Source organism: Rhizobium sp. 42MFCr.1 (assembly GCF_000377185.1).
Lineage (GTDB): Bacteria > Pseudomonadota > Alphaproteobacteria > Rhizobiales > Rhizobiaceae > Rhizobium > Rhizobium altiplani.
The window spans coordinates 26,453-42,854 of record NZ_KB897828.1; the positions used below are offsets into that span (position 1 = coordinate 26,453).

Consider the following 16,402-nt stretch of genomic DNA (forward strand, 5'->3'; position numbering starts at 1 on the left):
GGAGGAGTATCATGGTACTAGCAATCAGCGACGCCGCGCTTGGAAACTGGACCACTCGCGCCTACCACCGCAATTGGCTTCTCGCACAGGCAAACGGCCTTTTCGATTTCTTCCAGCACAACTCCGTCAACCCGAAAGGCGGCTTCTTCGATCTCGACGATGCCGGCAAACCGCTCAATGCCGCCGGTCAGGTCCGTCCGATCCACATAGCCTCACGCGCCGTTCATTGCTTTGCGATCGGCACGCTGCTCGGCCGTCCCGGCGCCTCCGACGTCGTGGATCATGGCATGCAGTACATCTGGAACCATCACCGTGACACCAAGAACGGCGGTTACTTCTGGTCGCTCGATGACAAGGGCCCCGTCGATTCAAACAAGCAGGGTTATGGCCACGCCTTCGTCCTGCTCGCAGCGTCCTCCGCCAAGACGGTCGGCCATCCGCTTGCCGACGGCATGCTTGCCGATATTGCCGAGGTCCTGAATACCAAGTTCTGGGAAGCCAAGCACGGCGCCATTGCCGAAGAGTTCACCGCCGACTGGCAGGCTCTCGACGGCGGCAACTACCGTGGCCAGAACTCCAACATGCATTTGACCGAAGCGCTGATGGCGGCCTTCGAGGCAACCGGCGACCGCGACTATCTCGCCAAGGCTGAAAGCATTGCTGATCTCGTCATTCGTCGAGCCGCCGGCTCCGTCGGTTGGCGCGTTGCCGAGCACTTCACCACCGATTGGGGCCTCGACAAGGATTACTATCATCCGAACGAAATGTTCCGCCCGGCAGGCACTACTCCTGGTCATTGGCTGGAGTGGGCGCGCCTCCTTCTCCAACTCTGGGTGCTTGGCGGCAAGAAGCAGGAGTGGATGCCAGATGCGGCGAAGAGCCTGTTCTCGCAGTCGATCGCCCTCGGTTGGGACGACGACAAGGGCGGCTTCTTCTATACACTCGACTGGGAAGACAAGCCGGCCAAGCGCAACAAGCTGTGGTGGCCGGCCTGCGAGGGCGCTGCCGCCGCGCACTTCCTCAATGAGCACCTGCCAAGCGACTACCACGAGGAACATTACCGCAGGATCTGGAACGTGATCGAACGCGCCTTCATCGACCACAAGAATGGCGGTTGGCACGAGGAGCTGACGGAAAATCTGGTACCCTCACACAGCCTGTTCCCCGGCAAGGGCGACATCTACCACGCCCTGCAGGCCTGCCTGATCCCCCTCTTCCCCGCAACCGGAAGCCTAACCAAGGTCATTCCCGAGGTGGGCGGCAAGATCTGATATAGAGCGAGCGCCGCTTCAGTGGCGCTCGATCATCAAGTGGCGTCGCGTCGACGCCGTAACTTGAGCGGAGACCCGGCACAGCGGCGCAAAGTACGTCGTTGGAATGGCTGTGCGATAGAGAAGCGCGAGGTTTTGTTATGACGCGGGTTCCAAAGGCTAACTGGGCGGGAAGCTTTCACTATGGCTTTCGAGACTGCCTCTATCCGTCTTCGGTGGAAGCGGTCCGCGAAGTCGTGATGCGAGCGCCAAAGATAAAGACGGTGGGGTCAAGCCACTCATTCAATGCGATTGCCGATGGCGAAGTTGCCCTGTCGCTTGCCGATGTGCCAATCGACCCCGTCATCGAAGGCGATGGGAGACAGGTTTCCGTTGGCGGTCATTGCACCTATGGCGAGCTTGCGCTTTTCCTCCATGGCCATGGTCTTGCCGTACACAATCTAGCCTCCCTACCCCACATCTCCATTGCTGGCGCGATTGCCACGGCAACGCATGGCTCAGGCGACCGGAACGGCAATCTGGCGACAGCGGTCTCGGGATTGGAAATCGTCTCAGGCGACGGCCGCCTCGTGAAGGTGACCCGCGGCGATGCCGATTTCGCGGGCATGGTGGTGCATTTGGGCGCGCTTGGCGTCGTAACGCGCGTGACGCTTGACGTTCAGCCGGAGTTTCAGGTCGCACAGTGCGTCTACGAAGGATTGGCCTGGGACAAGCTTTTGGCCAACCTCGATGAGATCATGGCCTTGGGCTACAGCGTCAGCGTGTTCACGCAATGGGGTCAACAAGCAGGATCGATTTGGGTCAAGAGAACTGCGTCCGCCGAGGACTGGCCGGCCGACATCCACGGCGCAACACGCGCGATGGTCAACAGGCACCCCATAAGCGAATTGGACGCGCAAAACTCCACGGATCAGTTGGGGCAATATGGCCGCTGGTCCGACAGGCTCCCGCACTTCAAGATGGGCTTCACGCCCAGCAATGGCGAAGAGATACAGTCCGAGTTCCACCTTCCACGCAAACACGGCGCGGCAGCGATCGAAGCGCTGCTGTCGATCCGCGATAAATTTGCCCACTTGGTGCAAGCGGGCGAACTCCGGACTGTCGCGGCGGACGAGCTATGGCTCAGTCCTCAGTATCACCGCGATACGCTGTCGTTCCACTTTACCTGGGTTCGGGATCAGGAGGCCGTGAACGCGGCCGTGGGGCATATCGAGCAGGCACTCTCGCCCTTCGCAGCCCTGCCGCATTGGGGCAAGGTCTTTACGGAGCGCAACATCGGCGCCAAATATGAAAAGCTTGCCGAGTTTGTCCGTCTTCGCGACAGGATGGATTCGGGACGGAGGTTCTCTAACCCGTGGTTGGAAGACGTTGTCTTCGGCTCGAACTGAGCGGCTGCCGTTGATGGGGGCTTCGCATACCTCGATTGGGTCCAGCTGAAGCCGTCCTCCCCATCCGATCGCTCGCAGCGTAAACCTGGCGTGCCAAGACACGCCAGGTGAAACAGCAATCACGCCAGGCGAAGGGCGTCGATGTCTTTCGCCAGCATCAATGCCAGCGCCTCGACCGCAAGATTGTGGTCGTCTCGCTGCGGCAAGCCGGATACGGTGACCGCGCCAATGCAGCCGGTGCCCTTCACATTGATCGGAAAGCTGCCGCCATGCGGCGCATAGTCGGCATCCGAAAGACCATTGTCGGCAACCGTCTTGCCCTTCTCCTTAAGATCGAGACCGATCGCGTAGCTGCTCTTGAAGTAGCGCAGCACCAGATTGCGCTTGCGCCGCACCCACTGGACGTTGTCGGGCGTGACACCGGGCAGTGCCGCATAGAAGACGGGCATCGAATGCAGCGTAATGTCGATCGCGATCCCGTGGCCGCGCTCGGTTCCAAGTTCCTGCAGGAGCCTGCCGAGCTGCCATGCTGTCGTGAGATCGAAGGTGTCGAAACTCAGCACCTTCTCCTGTTCTGCAATCCGCTTAAGGTCGTCGTCCGGCATGGTCACGTGTGCTTCCTCTCCTGCAATGCTTTTGTTTGAACAAATGCAAGCGGAGGTGAAAAGTAAAGCGGAATCGTGGCGCTGCCCGGAAGCTTACAATTGGGGCGTCAGCATTTCGAAACGGTCACGGATCATCGAACAGGTATCGCCGTCACAGGTCAGCCTGCTGCCCGCATCGGCGCAAAAACACTCATCGCGCCTGTAAAGGGCTTGGCCAGCGGCGACGCGTAGGAGCCGCGCTTGCTGGTCGACAGCCCAAGTGACACCAGCGCTTCCGCCTGCTTCACCGCCGCGGCTACGCCGTCGACAACGGGCACGCCGTAGATATCCTGCAGCTCGCGAGCCAGATCAGTCATCCCGGCGCAACCAAGCACGATCGCTTCGGCGCCATCCTCAGCAAGAGCACGCTCGATCTCGGCCCGGAGCTTGCCGATAGCACCCGAGGCGGGATCTTCGAGCTGAAGAACCGGAATATCGGAGGCGCGCACGTTCGCGCGGCCTCCCATGCCGTAGCGCCGCACGAGGTTGTCGATCAGGACGCGCGAACGCTCCAGCGTCGTCACGACGGTAAATCGCTGCGCCAGGAAGCCTGCGGTGGCGACCGCAGATTCGCAGAGCCCAAGCACCGGCACCTCGGCAAAGCTGCGCGCCGCATCTAGTCCCGTGTCGTCGAAGCAGGCGATGATGGCGGCATCGTATTCGCCAGCCCGCTCCTTGAGTTCGCTGAGAAGTCCCGGGATTGCGAGCGCTCCGTCATAATGTCCTTCGATCGATACCGGCCCCATGCGTGAGGTGGCGGCAATGATGGCGGTGCCGGACGCCGCGACCGCGCGGGCAGCAAAGGCGGCCTTGTCGGTCATGGTTTCAGTCGTATTGGGATTGACCAGAAGAATGCGCATTAGGGGTTAGCTTACCTTTGCCTGGCGCCGACGCAGCATGAGCATGATGCCGAGCGCGACGAGGATGATGGTGAAGGAAAACAACGTCGTGACCGTGCCGAGCGCATAGAGCACCGGCGTGGTGACGTTGGTGGTCATGCCGTAGATTTCGAGCGGCAACGTGTTGTAACTTCCTGACGTCATCAGCGTGCGGGCGAACTCGTCGTAAGAGAGCGTGAACCCGAACAGGCCGACACCGATCAGGCTGGGGGCAATCATCGGCAACACGACATGACGAAAGGTCTGCCACGAATTCGCGCCAAGATCGCGCGCAGCTTCTTCGTAGGCTGGCGAAAACCGGTTGAAGACGGCAAACATGATCAGCACGCCAAAGGGCAGCGTCCATGTCAGGTGCGCGCCGAAGGCGGACGAGTACCAGGCAGGCTTAAGGCCGCCCTGCTGGAAGACCACGCCGATCCCGAGCGAAATGATGATCGACGGAACCACCAGGCTCGCGACCGTTGCGTAGAAAAGCACGGTCACGCCCCGGAAGCGGCGGCGGAACGCCAGGCCGGCCAACAGCGAGACGACTACGGTGACCACCATCACCATCAGCCCGAGCGTGAACGAGCGGCGGAAGGATGCGCCGAAATCCCCGACTGCCTGCTTCTCGAAGAGATTGTAGAACCAGTGAACGGAAACGCCATTCAGCGGGAATGTTAGGCCCCCGTCGGGCCCCTGGAAGGACAGGATCAGGATTGCCGAGAGTGGTCCGTAGAGGAACAGCACGAAGACAAGGAAGAAGGCAGCGAGCACGTAGAATTCAAAGGTGCGCTTCTCGTGGTTCATCTCAAAGCTCCTTACGAATATCGACGACGCGCAGGATGGCGGCGACCATCATCAGGACAACGATCAGAAGCACGACGGCATTCGCGGCAGCGGCCGGATACTGCAGCAGCGACATCTGGTTCTTCATCATCAGCGCGACCGAAGCGCTCTGGCCACCGGACATGACCTGCACGGTCGAAAAGTCGGCCATGACGAGGGTGACGACGAAGATCGAACCGATCGCGATACCGGGCTTTGCCAGCGGCAACACGACATTCCAGAGGATCTGCCAGCCGGTGGCCCCGGCGTCTCGCGCCGCCTCGAACAGCGACCGGTCGATGCGCATCAGCGTGTTGAAGATCGGCGTCACCATGAAGAGTGTGTAGAGATGCACCATGGCGAGAACCACGGCGAAATCGGAATAGAGCAGCCATTCGATCGGCTGCGGCACGATGCCCATCTGCACCAGCGCGGAGTTGACCAGACCGTTGCGGCCGAGCACCGGGATCCACGAGATCATGCGGATGATGTTGGAGGTCATGAACGGCACTGTGCAGACCAGAAACAGGATCATCTGCGTCGACGTGCGCCGGATATGAAAGGCGAGGAAATAGGCGACCCAGAAGCCGATGAAGAGTGTCAGGCTCCAGACGATCACCGTGAATTTCAAGGTGTTGAGATAGGTCTTCCAGGTGACCCATGAACCGAGCGTGTCGGTGTAGTTCATGGTCAGGAAATCAGGGTAGAGACCGGCGAAGTCGTAGTCCCAGAAACTAACGACGGCGATCATGGCGATCGGCAGGATGAAGAAGAAACCGAGAATGAGGATTAGCGGCGTCGCCTGCAGATAAGAGGCTGCCCATGTCGGCCATCCGATCCGTCGGCGGCTTGTCTGTTCCGATTGGTGCTCGGCCTGCGAAGACGCGATCGTCGCCATGTTTCCGGTCTCTCCGTTATAGACGCCCTCCCCCCAAAGGAACTGGGGAGAGGGCCTGGCAGAAGCGGTTGCCTTAGGCAGCGATGAACTCGTTCCAGCGGCGAACCATGTAGCGGTCTTCGTCCATGACGGAGTTCCAGCACGCCACATGACCCATGCGCTCTTCGAACGAACCACCGTCGCGAACGGCGCCGGCCTTCTCCATGACCTTGCCCTCAGGCGAGAGGATATCGCCCTGGGCGGCCTTGCCTTCGATCCAGTAGCCCCACTCGTCAGCCGTCATGAAGTTCTTGGCGGTGTCCATGCAGGCCGAGTAGTAGCCCTGGCGGTTGAGGTAGCCGCCGACCCAGCCCGACGTGTACCAGTTGATGTATTCATAGGCCGCGTCGAGCTGCGCGCCCTTGAGGTGCGAGGCAAGGCCGAGACCGCCGCCCCACGAGCGGTAGCCTTCCTTGAGCGGCTGATACTTGCAGGCGATGCCCTTGGAGCGGACGGCCGCGACAGCCGGCGACCACATGGACTGGATGACGACTTCGCCGGAGGCCATCAGGTTGACCGACTCGTCGAAGCTCTTCCAGAAGGCGCGGAACTGGCCATCCTGCTTGGCCTTGATGAGGAACTCGATCGTCTTGTCGATCTCTTCCTTGGTCATGTTGCCCTTGTCGGCGTATTTGATGTTGCCGAGCGCTTCCATGATCATCGCGGCATCCATGATGCCGATCGACGGAATGTTGAGGATCGAGGTCTTGCCCTTGAACTTCGGGTCCATGATATCGGCCCAAGTGGTGATATCGCGACCGACGAGATCCGGACGAATGCCGAGCGTATCGGCATTGTAGATCGTCGGCATCATGGTGAAGAGCTCGGTTTCGCCCTTGGCGAAGGTCTTGGCGTCCGCGCTCTCGACATAGCCGACCGTGTGCGGCGCCGTGCCCTGCGCGATGACGCTGTCCGGCTTCAGCTTGCCGTTCTTGAACAACGGAACGACCTTGTCGTAGTACTTCAGCTTCTTCACATCCATCGGCTGGATGACGCCGGTCGGGTAAACCTTCTTCAGGATCCAGTATTCGATGTCGGCGATGTCATAGCTGTCAGGCTGCGTCACGGCGCGCTGGGCGGCGGCGTCGGAATCGGTCGCCGTCATCTCCAGCGTGATGCCGAGGTCCTTCTTGCACTGCTCGGCAATGGCGTTGATGTTGGAAACACCCGTGCCGAACTGGCGTAGCGTGATGTTGGACTGCGCCCAGATCGTCGGGAAGCCGGTGATAAGGCCCGAGCCTGCAGCAGCGCCGAGCGCGGCGGCGCCAGTTTTCAGCAGGCTGCGGCGGGAAATCCCGACCTCAGTCTTGGTCGTCTTCTTTTCAGTTGTCATGTCAGTTCCCCTTCTTTTTGCTGGTGAGGTTCATGCGCGGCCGAGGAGGACCGCGTCCTCCAGAGCCCATCTCAGAGACACCGCATCGCCGACCGATACGGGTTTGGCGAAATAATCGCCGTCACTCGCGATAACAGTGAAGTCGTCACTGCCCGCGCCGGCCACCGTGAGCTTCACCGAGGCGCCGCGATATTCGATATTGGAGACGACACCGTTGAAGCCGAGCGTCTTGTCGGAAGCCTTTTCGAGGCGCACACGATCCGTGCGGACGCCGATATCGACGCTCTCGCCGGCATGCTTGCCGTTGCCGCGCACCGAGAAGGTCTGCCCTTCCGGAACCTCGAGCGTAGTGACACCGCCATTTGAAGACACAACGCGGCCGGAAAGAACATTGTGATCGCCCATGAAGCGAGCGACGAAGGCGGTGGCCGGCTCCTCGAAGACCTTGCGCGGCGTTGCCGCCTGCTCGATCTTGCCGTCGTTCATGATGACGATGATATCGGCGAGCGCCATCGCCTCTTCCTGGCTGTGCGTCACGTGCACAAAGGTGATGCCGAGACTCTTCTGCAGCTTCTTCAGCTCCGCACGCATGCGGATCTTCAGGAAGGGATCGAGGGCTGAGAGCGGTTCATCGAGCAGCAGCGCTTCGGGATCTGTGATCAGCGCGCGCGCCAGCGCCACACGCTGTTGCTGGCCGCCAGAGAGCTGTGCCGGTCGCCTCGTCGCATAGGCGTCCATCTGCATCAGCTTCAACATGTCAAGCGCCTTGGCGCGCCGGTCCTCCTTCTCGACGCCCTTCATTTTCAGGCTGAAGGCGACGTTGTCGATGAGATCAAGATGCGGGAAGAGCGCATAGGACTGGAACATCATCGCGGTACCGCGCTTGGCCGGCGGAAAATCGGTGACGACGGTATTCCCGAGCCTGATATCGCCTGAGGAAATGCTTTCGTGCCCGGCGATCATGCGCAGCGTCGAGGTCTTGCCGCAGCCGGAAGGCCCGAGAAAGCAGCAGTAGGAGCCGGCCGGAATCTTCAGGCTGATGGAATGGACCGCCGTCGTGGCGCCATACACCTTGGAAACGGATACGATATCGATCTCTGCGGCTTTCGACATTGGTCTTCCCCTGTTTGAGAAAGACAATGCATCTGCCGTGCCAGTTTCTTTGCGGCGCACAAAACGTCAGGAAATCAAAGACTTCCGATCGATGCAACGTCATATATCAAAATTCAGGCAGCGGCGCCACATGCACACAAAATAGGCCATCGTCTGCAATTCGTGCAAAATATCGTATACAATTTAGCCTTCACTTTGCGCGCAAATTCCGTTTAACTTTTACGGGAAACGCAGATATCATTTCCCGGTCAAAAGGTATTTGTGTTCATGAAGCCCACCGCAACGGCCCTGCAGACTGCAGAGGATCCAGCCGATACAGGCACACAACAAATCCGCGACGCGATCCGCGATGCGATCGTCGAGCGGCGTCTGTCACCGGGAACGAAGCTGTCTGAAAGCGATGTCGGCAACTTGTTCAATGTCAGTCGCACGCTTGCGCGCGCCGCCTTGCAGGCTCTTTCCTATGAAGGTCTGGTCAGCGTCGAAAAGAATCGTGGCGCCTTCGTCGCCTACCCCTCGCCCGATGAGGCGCGCCAGATCTTTGCCGCCCGCCGTCTCGTGGAGCCCGGGATCTTGCGGGAGGCCGCGGCCAGAGTCACGCCTTCGCAAATCCAGCATCTGAAGCAATTGCTGCTCGAGGAAGGCCGCCTGATGGGCGAGCGCGGCCAGACGGCCCGGCGTGCCGAGATCAAGGCATCAGGCGACTTCCATCTGACGCTTGCTGCCATATCCGGCAACGCCATCATGCAGCGTTTCATGGATGAGCTTGTTGCCCGCTCATCGCTAGTGATCGCCCTCTACGGCCAATCGACCATATCGAGTTGCGGCCATTCCGAGCACGGCGACATCCTCGTCGCGATCGAGCGGAGCGATCTCGACGAGGCATGCAAGCTGATGCTGCACCACATTGCGCATATCGAGGCCGATCTCGACCTGCGCGAACGCAAGAGCGTCGGCCTCAAGGAAGCCTTCGAACCATAGCAAGTTTTATACGGGAAGCGGGATTGCGGCCCTACGACCGCAATCCAACCGTTCAGTTGCCGGAGCGGCGCTCGGCTGGCTGTTCTGCAACGGCGACAATGTCAGCCGTGCCATTGGCAAGCAGACGCTTGCGGACGAGGACGCCCATGACGCGGGCAGCCGTCGAAAAACTCATCTGGTCGAGCGGTCCTTCGCCCTCCCAGGGTTTGGTAAGCCGTTCTGTGACGGCTCCGACGATGTTCATCGGAACGATGTCGTCGCAGTGGCGCATCGCCTCGAAGACCTGACTGATGGGAACAACACGTCCCTCGAAAGTGACAATCGGCTCGGTGAGCTCCGTATCCCACTCTTCAAAGGCGTAGAGTGCTTCGCGGAAGAGTTCCTGAAGGGTGAACGGGGCATGTCCATCGTGAAGCGGCGGCAAGGCATTCGTCATGTCTGTCTCCTCTTTGGGGGCTAGTGCCATTCCTCCTCTTCGGCCGGCAGAGCTCGGGAAACAGAACTCAAGATTCCCCTGCGAGGCCGAAAACACGATCGATGTTATAGTGTAATATACGCGTGATAAAGCCCTTTATCGGCGCATCGGCTCCGCCGCGCCCGACAAGAAACAAACAGGCCATTGATATTGCAGAGAATATCAATGGCCACCCGGCGTCAAAATTAGAGATTTCTGAACTGTTGGAGGATCACTGCGTGATCGAGAACGTCATGTTGACGGTGATGTTGTAGCTGGTTTCACCGCCCTGGACCGGGACGGCTGAGTCTGCCGTGGCCTTCATCATGGCGGCCCGAGCGACCGGCACCGGCTGTGGACGCGGCGACGTCTCGCTGATCTCGATCACGCGCCCGAGCTTCACGTCAGCTGCCCCGGCCAGCGTCTCCGCCTTCTCGATGGCATTGGCGACGGCATTCTTGCGAGCCTCCTCCATCACCTTTTCCGGCTTGTCGTTGGTGAATTGAATGTCGCCACCCTGATTGACACCGAGCGTGACGGCTTCGTCGAGGATGGCGCCCAGCTTGGACAGGTCGCGGACGCGCACGCTCAGGGAGTTGGAGACCTGGTAAGCGACCAACTGCGGCTGCTGTGGCTGACCATCGTTGGATTGCGGGTAGGTGAATTGCGGCTGCACTGAAAAGCCCGACGTCTGGAGATCGCGCTCGGCGATGCCTGCCTTTTTCAGCGCCGCCAGGACATCAGTCATCGACTTGTTGTTTTCGTCGAGCGCTTCGCGTGCGGTCTTTGACTGCTTCACGACGGAAAGGTTGAGCACCGCCATGTCGGGCGCGACGCTCGCCTGTCCCTCGCCACTGACGGAGATCACGGCCTCGCGCGGCTGCGAATCAGCAGCCAGTGTCGGCAACGCCATGGTGGCGATCGGAAGGCCAAGCAAAAGGCTGAAGGCAATGGTTCTGGTGTTCGGCAGCACGGTGTTTAACTCCCTGATTGTGAAGTCTCGATTGCCGTATTGCCGATTGATTGTGAAGCTATTGCGGCAGTCCCTTGTGAGCGCTCAAGAATTGCGTTAGAGCGAAACCCGTTCCGGGGAACCATTGCGCCGGACACGGCAGCCATGCTGTCGCCGGGCCTGTAGCTCAATGGTTAGAGCCGGCGGCTCATAACCGCTTGGTTGGGGGTTCGAGTCCCTCCGGGCCCACCAGTTCTTTCTTGTCCAGCCCGGAGACATAGGTAACAAAACGTACCTACCACATGGGTGACAACCTCGTGCCGAACGGGTTGCCGATGGTTTGCAAGGTCCTCTGCTCGAGGTCGATATATCCGAGATCATAGTGCATGAAGCTGACGAGCCAAATGCCGTCGTCGACCTCCTTGATTCCCAGTTTCTGTCCGGCCAGCACGGTCGAGATGTTGATCGTCTTGCGGTAGATGCAGATGCGGCCGCAATGGGTCACCAGCGCGTCACGGTCGTGGAACGGATAATTGATCTCCGGCAGCCCGTTATATCGGCGCGCCGATGGCGTGTGGAGATCGAGCGGCACCTTCATCGCCAGGGCTTCATGCGGCCGCTCGGTATTGAATTCGCTGACGAACGCATCGAAGCGGACCTGTTGCTGCAGGATATTTCTGCCAGGTGGCCTGGTCGCCTCTTTCTTCAGCGTCAGGTGCATGCGCTCATGCCGGCCATTCTCTTGCGGATGGCCCGGCCTGATGCGCTCGAGCGCGATGCCGAGCCGCAGCCACCAGACTGACAGCTTCGACAGATTGTAGAGGCCGTTGGGGTTGGCGAACGGCAGGCCGTTGTCACTGCGGATCGCGCTTGGCAGGCCATGTTCGGCAAACAATCGGCGGAACGCCTCGAACACCCCCACCTCCTTTGTCGATTCGAAGGCTTCACAGGCAAGCAGGTAGCGTGACGCCTGGTCGGTGACCGTCAGCGGGTAACAGTAGCGGCCATCGCCGAGTTTGAACTCGCCCTTGAAGTCGGTGCACCACAGGTCGTTCGGCGAAAGGGCCTGTGATAAGGCCGTTCCTTCTGCCCGATAACGGTGCCGCTGGCGGGCATGAGCGACCAGCCCGTACCGGTCAAGCACCGCTCTTCGACGGCACGCGCACATCGCCGGCCAGACGCTTCACGAGCAGTTCTCTGATCTTCCTGGCACCCCGATGCGGCTTCTCCTTCTTGAGCGGCACGATCATTGCCTCGACCGGCTCGGGCAACTGGTTGGCGTAACGCACCGGCCGTCGAGACCGATCCGTCAGCGCCTCCAGGCCGTCGTCCTCGTAGCGATTGAAGATTTTGTAGCCGGTCTTGCGCGAGATGCCGAACTCCCGGCACACATCGCTCATGCCTTCGCCCTCCAGCAGGCGGGCGACAAATCGTAGACGTTCCTCCATCACCGAAGTCTCTCTCCACGGCATCAACACCTCCCGCCAAAAGCGAAAAGTGTTACCCATGTCTCCGGTACAAAACGTCACCTATCTCTCAGGTCGGGCATCTTCCGATCCCATCCGCCGACATATCTCCCTTCCACAACCGCACACCGTTGGCTTCGATTTCATCGACGTTTCCGAGCCTCGGAGAGCCGAAATTTGATCCTTTTCGGCGCTAGTCCGACGCACCGACTATTGCCATTTTGCAACGCAGCGGCGTTTAGGAGCGCAATATGAGTGGATTCTTATATTAGAGAGGTTGCCACGCCGATGCAGCTGCACATAGGCTCCAGTCTCGAAGGGAGACGGGCCGATGCAATGGATTTCGTGGCACCGACCGATGCTGACATCGAAAATTACCGACCTGATCGATCGCATCCTGGAGTGCTGGTGCGACGAACATGGACATCACACCGGAAGTGTTGAAGCACGCCGAAAGGCAAACAGCCTGCTCCAATGGATCGAACTCGGCGTCACGGATGAACGGGAACTTTCGGACCTGATCCGCGACGACATCGTGATCGGCGCGCAGTAGACTGAACGGCTACCGCAAGGCCAGCATCCGTCGTGCACCAGACCGATGTCTCGTTCTTGCGCGGCTTGGCTATGCACTACCCTACCTATCTCTGTGATGATATGCACAATCGCCGCGCGGCTCACTTCATGGACGCGGCCCTTATGCCCAGCTTTGTGACGTCAAACGGACGATGAGATGAGCAAGCTTCTTTTGGCCCTTGCGCCTACTTTGTTGTTGGCGCTGTCAGTTTCTCCTACTGCTCTCGCTGAGACACGCCCGCTCTCAGAGATAACCAAGAAAACCGAAGCCCGAATTCTACGCGACAATCTGAAACCCAATGTCGCGTGCTACAAGGAAATCTTGGAGGACTTTCAAGAGCGGAAGATCAAGAAGGCGGACATATACGTCACCTTCGACGATCCCCAGGTTGAGGGCATTGGGATCGGGATAGCGGAGACTGACGAAAACTACTCTTGCGAAGGTGGCGAGATGAGAGCTTGGGAAGCCGGGAAGTACGAGGTCGTAAAGAAATTCCGTTAGGCACGTTGTCGGCCGGTCTATCGCCGATACGCTAGCTCCCTTGTTTGTCGGGCTCTTAATCGGGTTGGGCTACAAGCAAACCAGCCAAAACCCTTTAGCTGACGCAATAAATGGCGAGCGCCAAGGTTGGCACGTTAGTTAAGTTCATGAGGGTTTTGATGCTCGACCCGCCGTGTTCTTGGCTTCGGCTAAAGAAGGGCGCGCAAGAGTCATCGCGGTTTTCCGCTCACCGTCTGGTGTCTGGGTTTACCGTAGGGCGGCCTTCTTCGAAGCTTGTCAGTATCAACTGGGGAAGACAATGCCGTCAAAAAGCTTCCTTGACGTCCTGATCGTCCCTGCGCCCTTCACTCTGCCGTCTGGGCCTAGATCGAGGAACACCTCCATGTCGCCGGTTGGGTGCTCAATCACGTAGCGGCCGTCGCTGGGCGCTTCGACAAGGCCGTGTGCGGGAGAACCGACGAGGCGAGTGGGTACCTAAGCACAATCTCGTGCTGCGTGGCGACATCGGGGTCTTCCCTCCTGCCCACCAGTCTCAAATGCCATCAGGCCGGGTCAAGCAGGAAGCTCTTGCCTCACACGGGAGAGCCGAGAGGTCAGCCTACCCGTTGGTGATCCTCTCGAGCCCTCGGGGAGCCCGAAGGCGCCCTTGCGTGTCCTTTTTGGCGGAAGGACGAGAACAACTTAGACAGAGCATGCCCGCTTGGAAAGTTGGACCAAGGTCCGATCGGAAGGAGGGAGGCTGCAGGAGGGTTGGTCCGCGACATCCTAAAGCCTCCCTCATCCTTCGGGGCAGAAGGACAAGGGTCAGTTAGCGCTGGCCCAATGCTTGGGTAGTTGGACTTAGGTCTGACGAATTCGCCGCCATCTTGCGAATCGAATCGGCAGTGCCGCGCGTCGGTCACACCCGTCGCACCGAAGCCCTTGAAAGTAGAGGGAGATTATAGCCAGATACCAAGTCCTATTGGTAATCCGGGCCAAGCGCGCCACCTTCACTCAATGCCGCGTTCGCCGCCGTTCCGCCGTCTTACCTAGCCGGCAGCGGAACCTAGCGACGACAACGACGTTTCGTGCTCACTGTGGATCAGAGAACGACTCATAAATCGCAACCCCGCAACGAACCGGCGACGTCGCAACTTAATGGGGCGTCGACTGCCGACGGCTTGGTTTTCACAGCGAGCCTGGAGACCGGCATCAGCAGGCAGGCGGGCAAAAAGGGATTTGTCTATTACGACGCCGGTGGCATCCGTATCACGGAGCCATCGGAGCTCGATCGCATCTCCGCGCTTGCCATTCCCCCGGCCTATACCGAGGTCCTGATTTCTGCCGACCCCCATTCCCACCTGCAGGCCACTGGCCGCGACGCTCGCGGCCGCAAGCAATACCGCTACCATCCCAAATGGACTGCCGAGCGGGAAAAGAGCAAATTCGAGCGGCTTGCCGACTTCGGCTCGGCGCTTCCCGCGATCCGGAAGAAGGTGGATTCAGACCTCCGACGCCGGGCACCCAACATCGACAAGGCGCTCGCAACAATCGTCTGGCTGCTCGATAATCTCTTCATCCGCGTCGGCAATGCGAGCTACGCCGCGGAGAACGCTTCCTATGGCCTGACGACGCTGCGCAACAAGCATGTGAAAATATCAGGGTCGAGCATTCACTTCCGCTTCAAGGGCAAGTCAGGAAAGGAATGGCGCCTCAGTCATAGCGACCGTCGCATCACGCGCGCCGTGCAGATGCTCCAGGAGCTGCCCGGGCAACAGCTTTTCCAGTACATCGATGACGATAGTGTCTGCCACCCCATCCAATCACAGGACGTCAACAGCTACATACGGCAAGCATCCGGAGCCGATTTCACGTCCCGCCAATTCCGCACTTGGGGAGCAACGCAAATGGCTGCGACCGGGCTGGCTTCGCTTGAACCACACGAAAGCCAGCGAGGGCGCGCCCGGCAGGTGAATGAAGTCATCGACGCAATTGCCGCGCGCCTGGTCAACACGCGCGCAGTATGCCGGTCGTCCTATATCCATCCAAAGATATTCGAAAGCTTTGAGACCGGCGACCTTGCCAGTCTCGCCAACGCCCGACCGAGCCGAAGCGTGCGACTGCTGCGCTGGATGAATCAGGAGGAGATCGCCGTGCTCCGCTGGCTCAAGGCGCTCAATGGGCACTGACTCTATCTGTCCGCGCGCAATGGAACCAAACGGCTGCTCACACCGTTATGGAGGATTGCCGCGAATGCGGCCACGGGAGATGGCGCCAGGGCGCCAGGGCGCGAATGGCACGTCAGACGTATTGGAAGGGTTATCTCAAACTGTCACTCGTCACGGCCGCAGTGTCCCTGACACCGGCGACGACGGATAGCAACCAGCTTCGATTTCACGTCCTGAACCGAAAGACGAAGAACCGCGTCGAAAGCCGCTACGTCGACAGCGTCACTCGCAAGCCGATCGCCGACAAGGATCAGGCCCGAGGTTATCCGCGTGGCGAGGACGACTATGTGATTCTCGAGGACAAGGAACTCGATGAAGTCGGGCTCGAAAGCACGAAGACGATCGACATCGACACTTTCGTGCCGCGCGGCTCGATCGATTGGATCTGGTACGACAAACCACATTTTCTGACGCCGGAGGACAAGGTCGGCACCGAAGCCTTCTGCGTGATCCGCGAATCGATGAAGGCAAACGATGTCGTCGGCGTTGCGCGACTTGTTCTCTACCGACGTGAGCGCGCCGTCCTCCTGGAGCCGCAGGGCAAGGGCATCATCCTCTGGACACTGCATTTCGGCGACGAAGTTCGCCCGCCGGCCGCGACACTTGATAGCCACGGCAAAGTGGATGACACGGTGCTCTCCATGATGAAGAAGCTGGTCAAGGATCGAACGGAGGATTGGCAGCCCGCCATGGTGCAGGATCCGATCCAGAAGCGCTTGCGAGCCATGATCCGTGCGAAGCAGAAGAGCCTTGTCAAAGCCACACCGCCTTCATCCAAGCGGCCGGCATCCAAGCCGACGGGCAATGTCGTCAACATCATGGACGCCCTGAAAAAGAGCCTCGCCAAGGAAACGGGACGCCCGAAATCTCATTGA

Annotated in this window: 15 protein-coding genes, 1 tRNA gene and 1 pseudogene; 8 read left to right on the forward strand and 9 right to left on the reverse strand. The window is 59.6% G+C overall.

The annotated features are described in order from the left end of the window. Nucleotides 1-11 precede the first annotated feature (11 nt). Complete coding sequence (locus tag C934_RS0113015; RefSeq protein ID WP_018857131.1) at nucleotides 12-1,271, forward strand: AGE family epimerase/isomerase; 1,260 nt, start codon at nucleotides 12-14, stop codon at nucleotides 1,269-1,271. A 140-nt stretch (nucleotides 1,272-1,411) separates the two neighbouring features. Further along, entirely contained in the window at nucleotides 1,412-2,659 is a 1,248-nt protein-coding gene (locus C934_RS0113020) for a D-arabinono-1,4-lactone oxidase (protein ID WP_018857132.1), read from the forward strand. A gap of 119 nt (nucleotides 2,660-2,778) precedes the next feature. Here the strand turns inward: C934_RS0113020 and C934_RS0113025 are convergent, their stop codons facing one another. From C934_RS0113025 to C934_RS0113050, 6 genes are all read right to left on the reverse strand, one after another. Continuing rightward, nucleotides 2,779-3,264 carry a heme-degrading domain-containing protein gene (locus C934_RS0113025; RefSeq protein WP_018857133.1) on the reverse strand — a complete coding sequence of 162 codons (486 nt, stop codon included), beginning with the start codon at nucleotides 3,262-3,264 and terminating at the stop codon, nucleotides 2,779-2,781. A 158-nt stretch (nucleotides 3,265-3,422) separates the two neighbouring features. Beyond that, nucleotides 3,423-4,163: an aspartate/glutamate racemase family protein gene (locus tag C934_RS0113030; protein WP_018857134.1), complete on the reverse strand. Its 741-nt coding sequence runs from the start codon at nucleotides 4,161-4,163 to the stop codon at nucleotides 3,423-3,425. Between the two features lie 6 nt (nucleotides 4,164-4,169). After that, on the reverse strand, nucleotides 4,170-4,991 hold the full coding sequence (locus tag C934_RS0113035; protein ID WP_018857135.1) for an ABC transporter permease: 822 nt from the start codon (nucleotides 4,989-4,991) through the stop codon (nucleotides 4,170-4,172). 1 nt (nucleotide 4,992) lies between these two features. Next, entirely contained in the window at nucleotides 4,993-5,907 is a 915-nt protein-coding gene (locus C934_RS0113040; RefSeq protein ID WP_018116581.1) for an ABC transporter permease, read from the reverse strand. Between the two features lie 73 nt (nucleotides 5,908-5,980). After that, nucleotides 5,981-7,279: an ABC transporter substrate-binding protein gene (locus C934_RS0113045; protein WP_018116582.1), complete on the reverse strand. Its 1,299-nt coding sequence runs from the start codon at nucleotides 7,277-7,279 to the stop codon at nucleotides 5,981-5,983. Nucleotides 7,280-7,309: 30 nt separating this feature from the next. Then, on the reverse strand, nucleotides 7,310-8,392 hold the full coding sequence (locus C934_RS0113050) for an ABC transporter ATP-binding protein (RefSeq protein ID WP_018857136.1): 1,083 nt from the start codon (nucleotides 8,390-8,392) through the stop codon (nucleotides 7,310-7,312). Between the two features lie 267 nt (nucleotides 8,393-8,659). On the opposite strand from C934_RS0113050, the gene C934_RS0113055 reads away from it, so the two are divergent. After that, nucleotides 8,660-9,373: a GntR family transcriptional regulator gene (locus C934_RS0113055; protein ID WP_026371783.1), complete on the forward strand. Its 714-nt coding sequence runs from the start codon at nucleotides 8,660-8,662 to the stop codon at nucleotides 9,371-9,373. Nucleotides 9,374-9,425: 52 nt separating this feature from the next. Here the strand turns inward: C934_RS0113055 and C934_RS0113060 are convergent, their stop codons facing one another. After that, entirely contained in the window at nucleotides 9,426-9,809 is a 384-nt protein-coding gene (locus C934_RS0113060; protein ID WP_018116585.1) for a hypothetical protein, read from the reverse strand. 250 nt (nucleotides 9,810-10,059) lie between these two features. Beyond that, nucleotides 10,060-10,740 (reverse strand): SIMPL domain-containing protein, encoded by a 681-nt coding sequence (locus tag C934_RS0113065; RefSeq protein ID WP_245267951.1) that lies wholly within the window; start codon nucleotides 10,738-10,740, stop codon nucleotides 10,060-10,062. A gap of 215 nt (nucleotides 10,741-10,955) precedes the next feature. Here C934_RS0113065 and C934_RS0113070 point away from each other — a divergent pair. Further along, nucleotides 10,956-11,031 (forward strand) — tRNA-Ile (locus C934_RS0113070). A gap of 43 nt (nucleotides 11,032-11,074) precedes the next feature. Here the strand turns inward: C934_RS0113070 and C934_RS31930 are convergent. Further along, nucleotides 11,075-12,251, reverse strand: a pseudogene (locus C934_RS31930) (integrase core domain-containing protein). A gap of 325 nt (nucleotides 12,252-12,576) precedes the next feature. Here C934_RS31930 and C934_RS0113080 point away from each other — a divergent pair. The 4 genes from C934_RS0113080 (at nucleotide 12,577) to ku (ending at nucleotide 16,402) form a co-directional block, all read left to right on the forward strand. Continuing rightward, nucleotides 12,577-12,798, forward strand: a complete 222-nt coding sequence (locus C934_RS0113080) for a hypothetical protein (protein ID WP_018116593.1) — start codon at nucleotides 12,577-12,579, stop codon at nucleotides 12,796-12,798. A 177-nt stretch (nucleotides 12,799-12,975) separates the two neighbouring features. Beyond that, complete coding sequence (locus C934_RS0113085; RefSeq protein ID WP_018857139.1) at nucleotides 12,976-13,320, forward strand: hypothetical protein; 345 nt, start codon at nucleotides 12,976-12,978, stop codon at nucleotides 13,318-13,320. A 1,160-nt stretch (nucleotides 13,321-14,480) separates the two neighbouring features. Then, nucleotides 14,481-15,488 (forward strand): DNA topoisomerase IB, encoded by a 1,008-nt coding sequence (locus C934_RS0113090; RefSeq protein ID WP_018857140.1) that lies wholly within the window; start codon nucleotides 14,481-14,483, stop codon nucleotides 15,486-15,488. Between the two features lie 104 nt (nucleotides 15,489-15,592). Then, nucleotides 15,593-16,402 carry a non-homologous end joining protein Ku gene (gene ku, locus C934_RS0113095; protein WP_018857141.1) on the forward strand — a complete coding sequence of 270 codons (810 nt, stop codon included), beginning with the start codon at nucleotides 15,593-15,595 and terminating at the stop codon, nucleotides 16,400-16,402.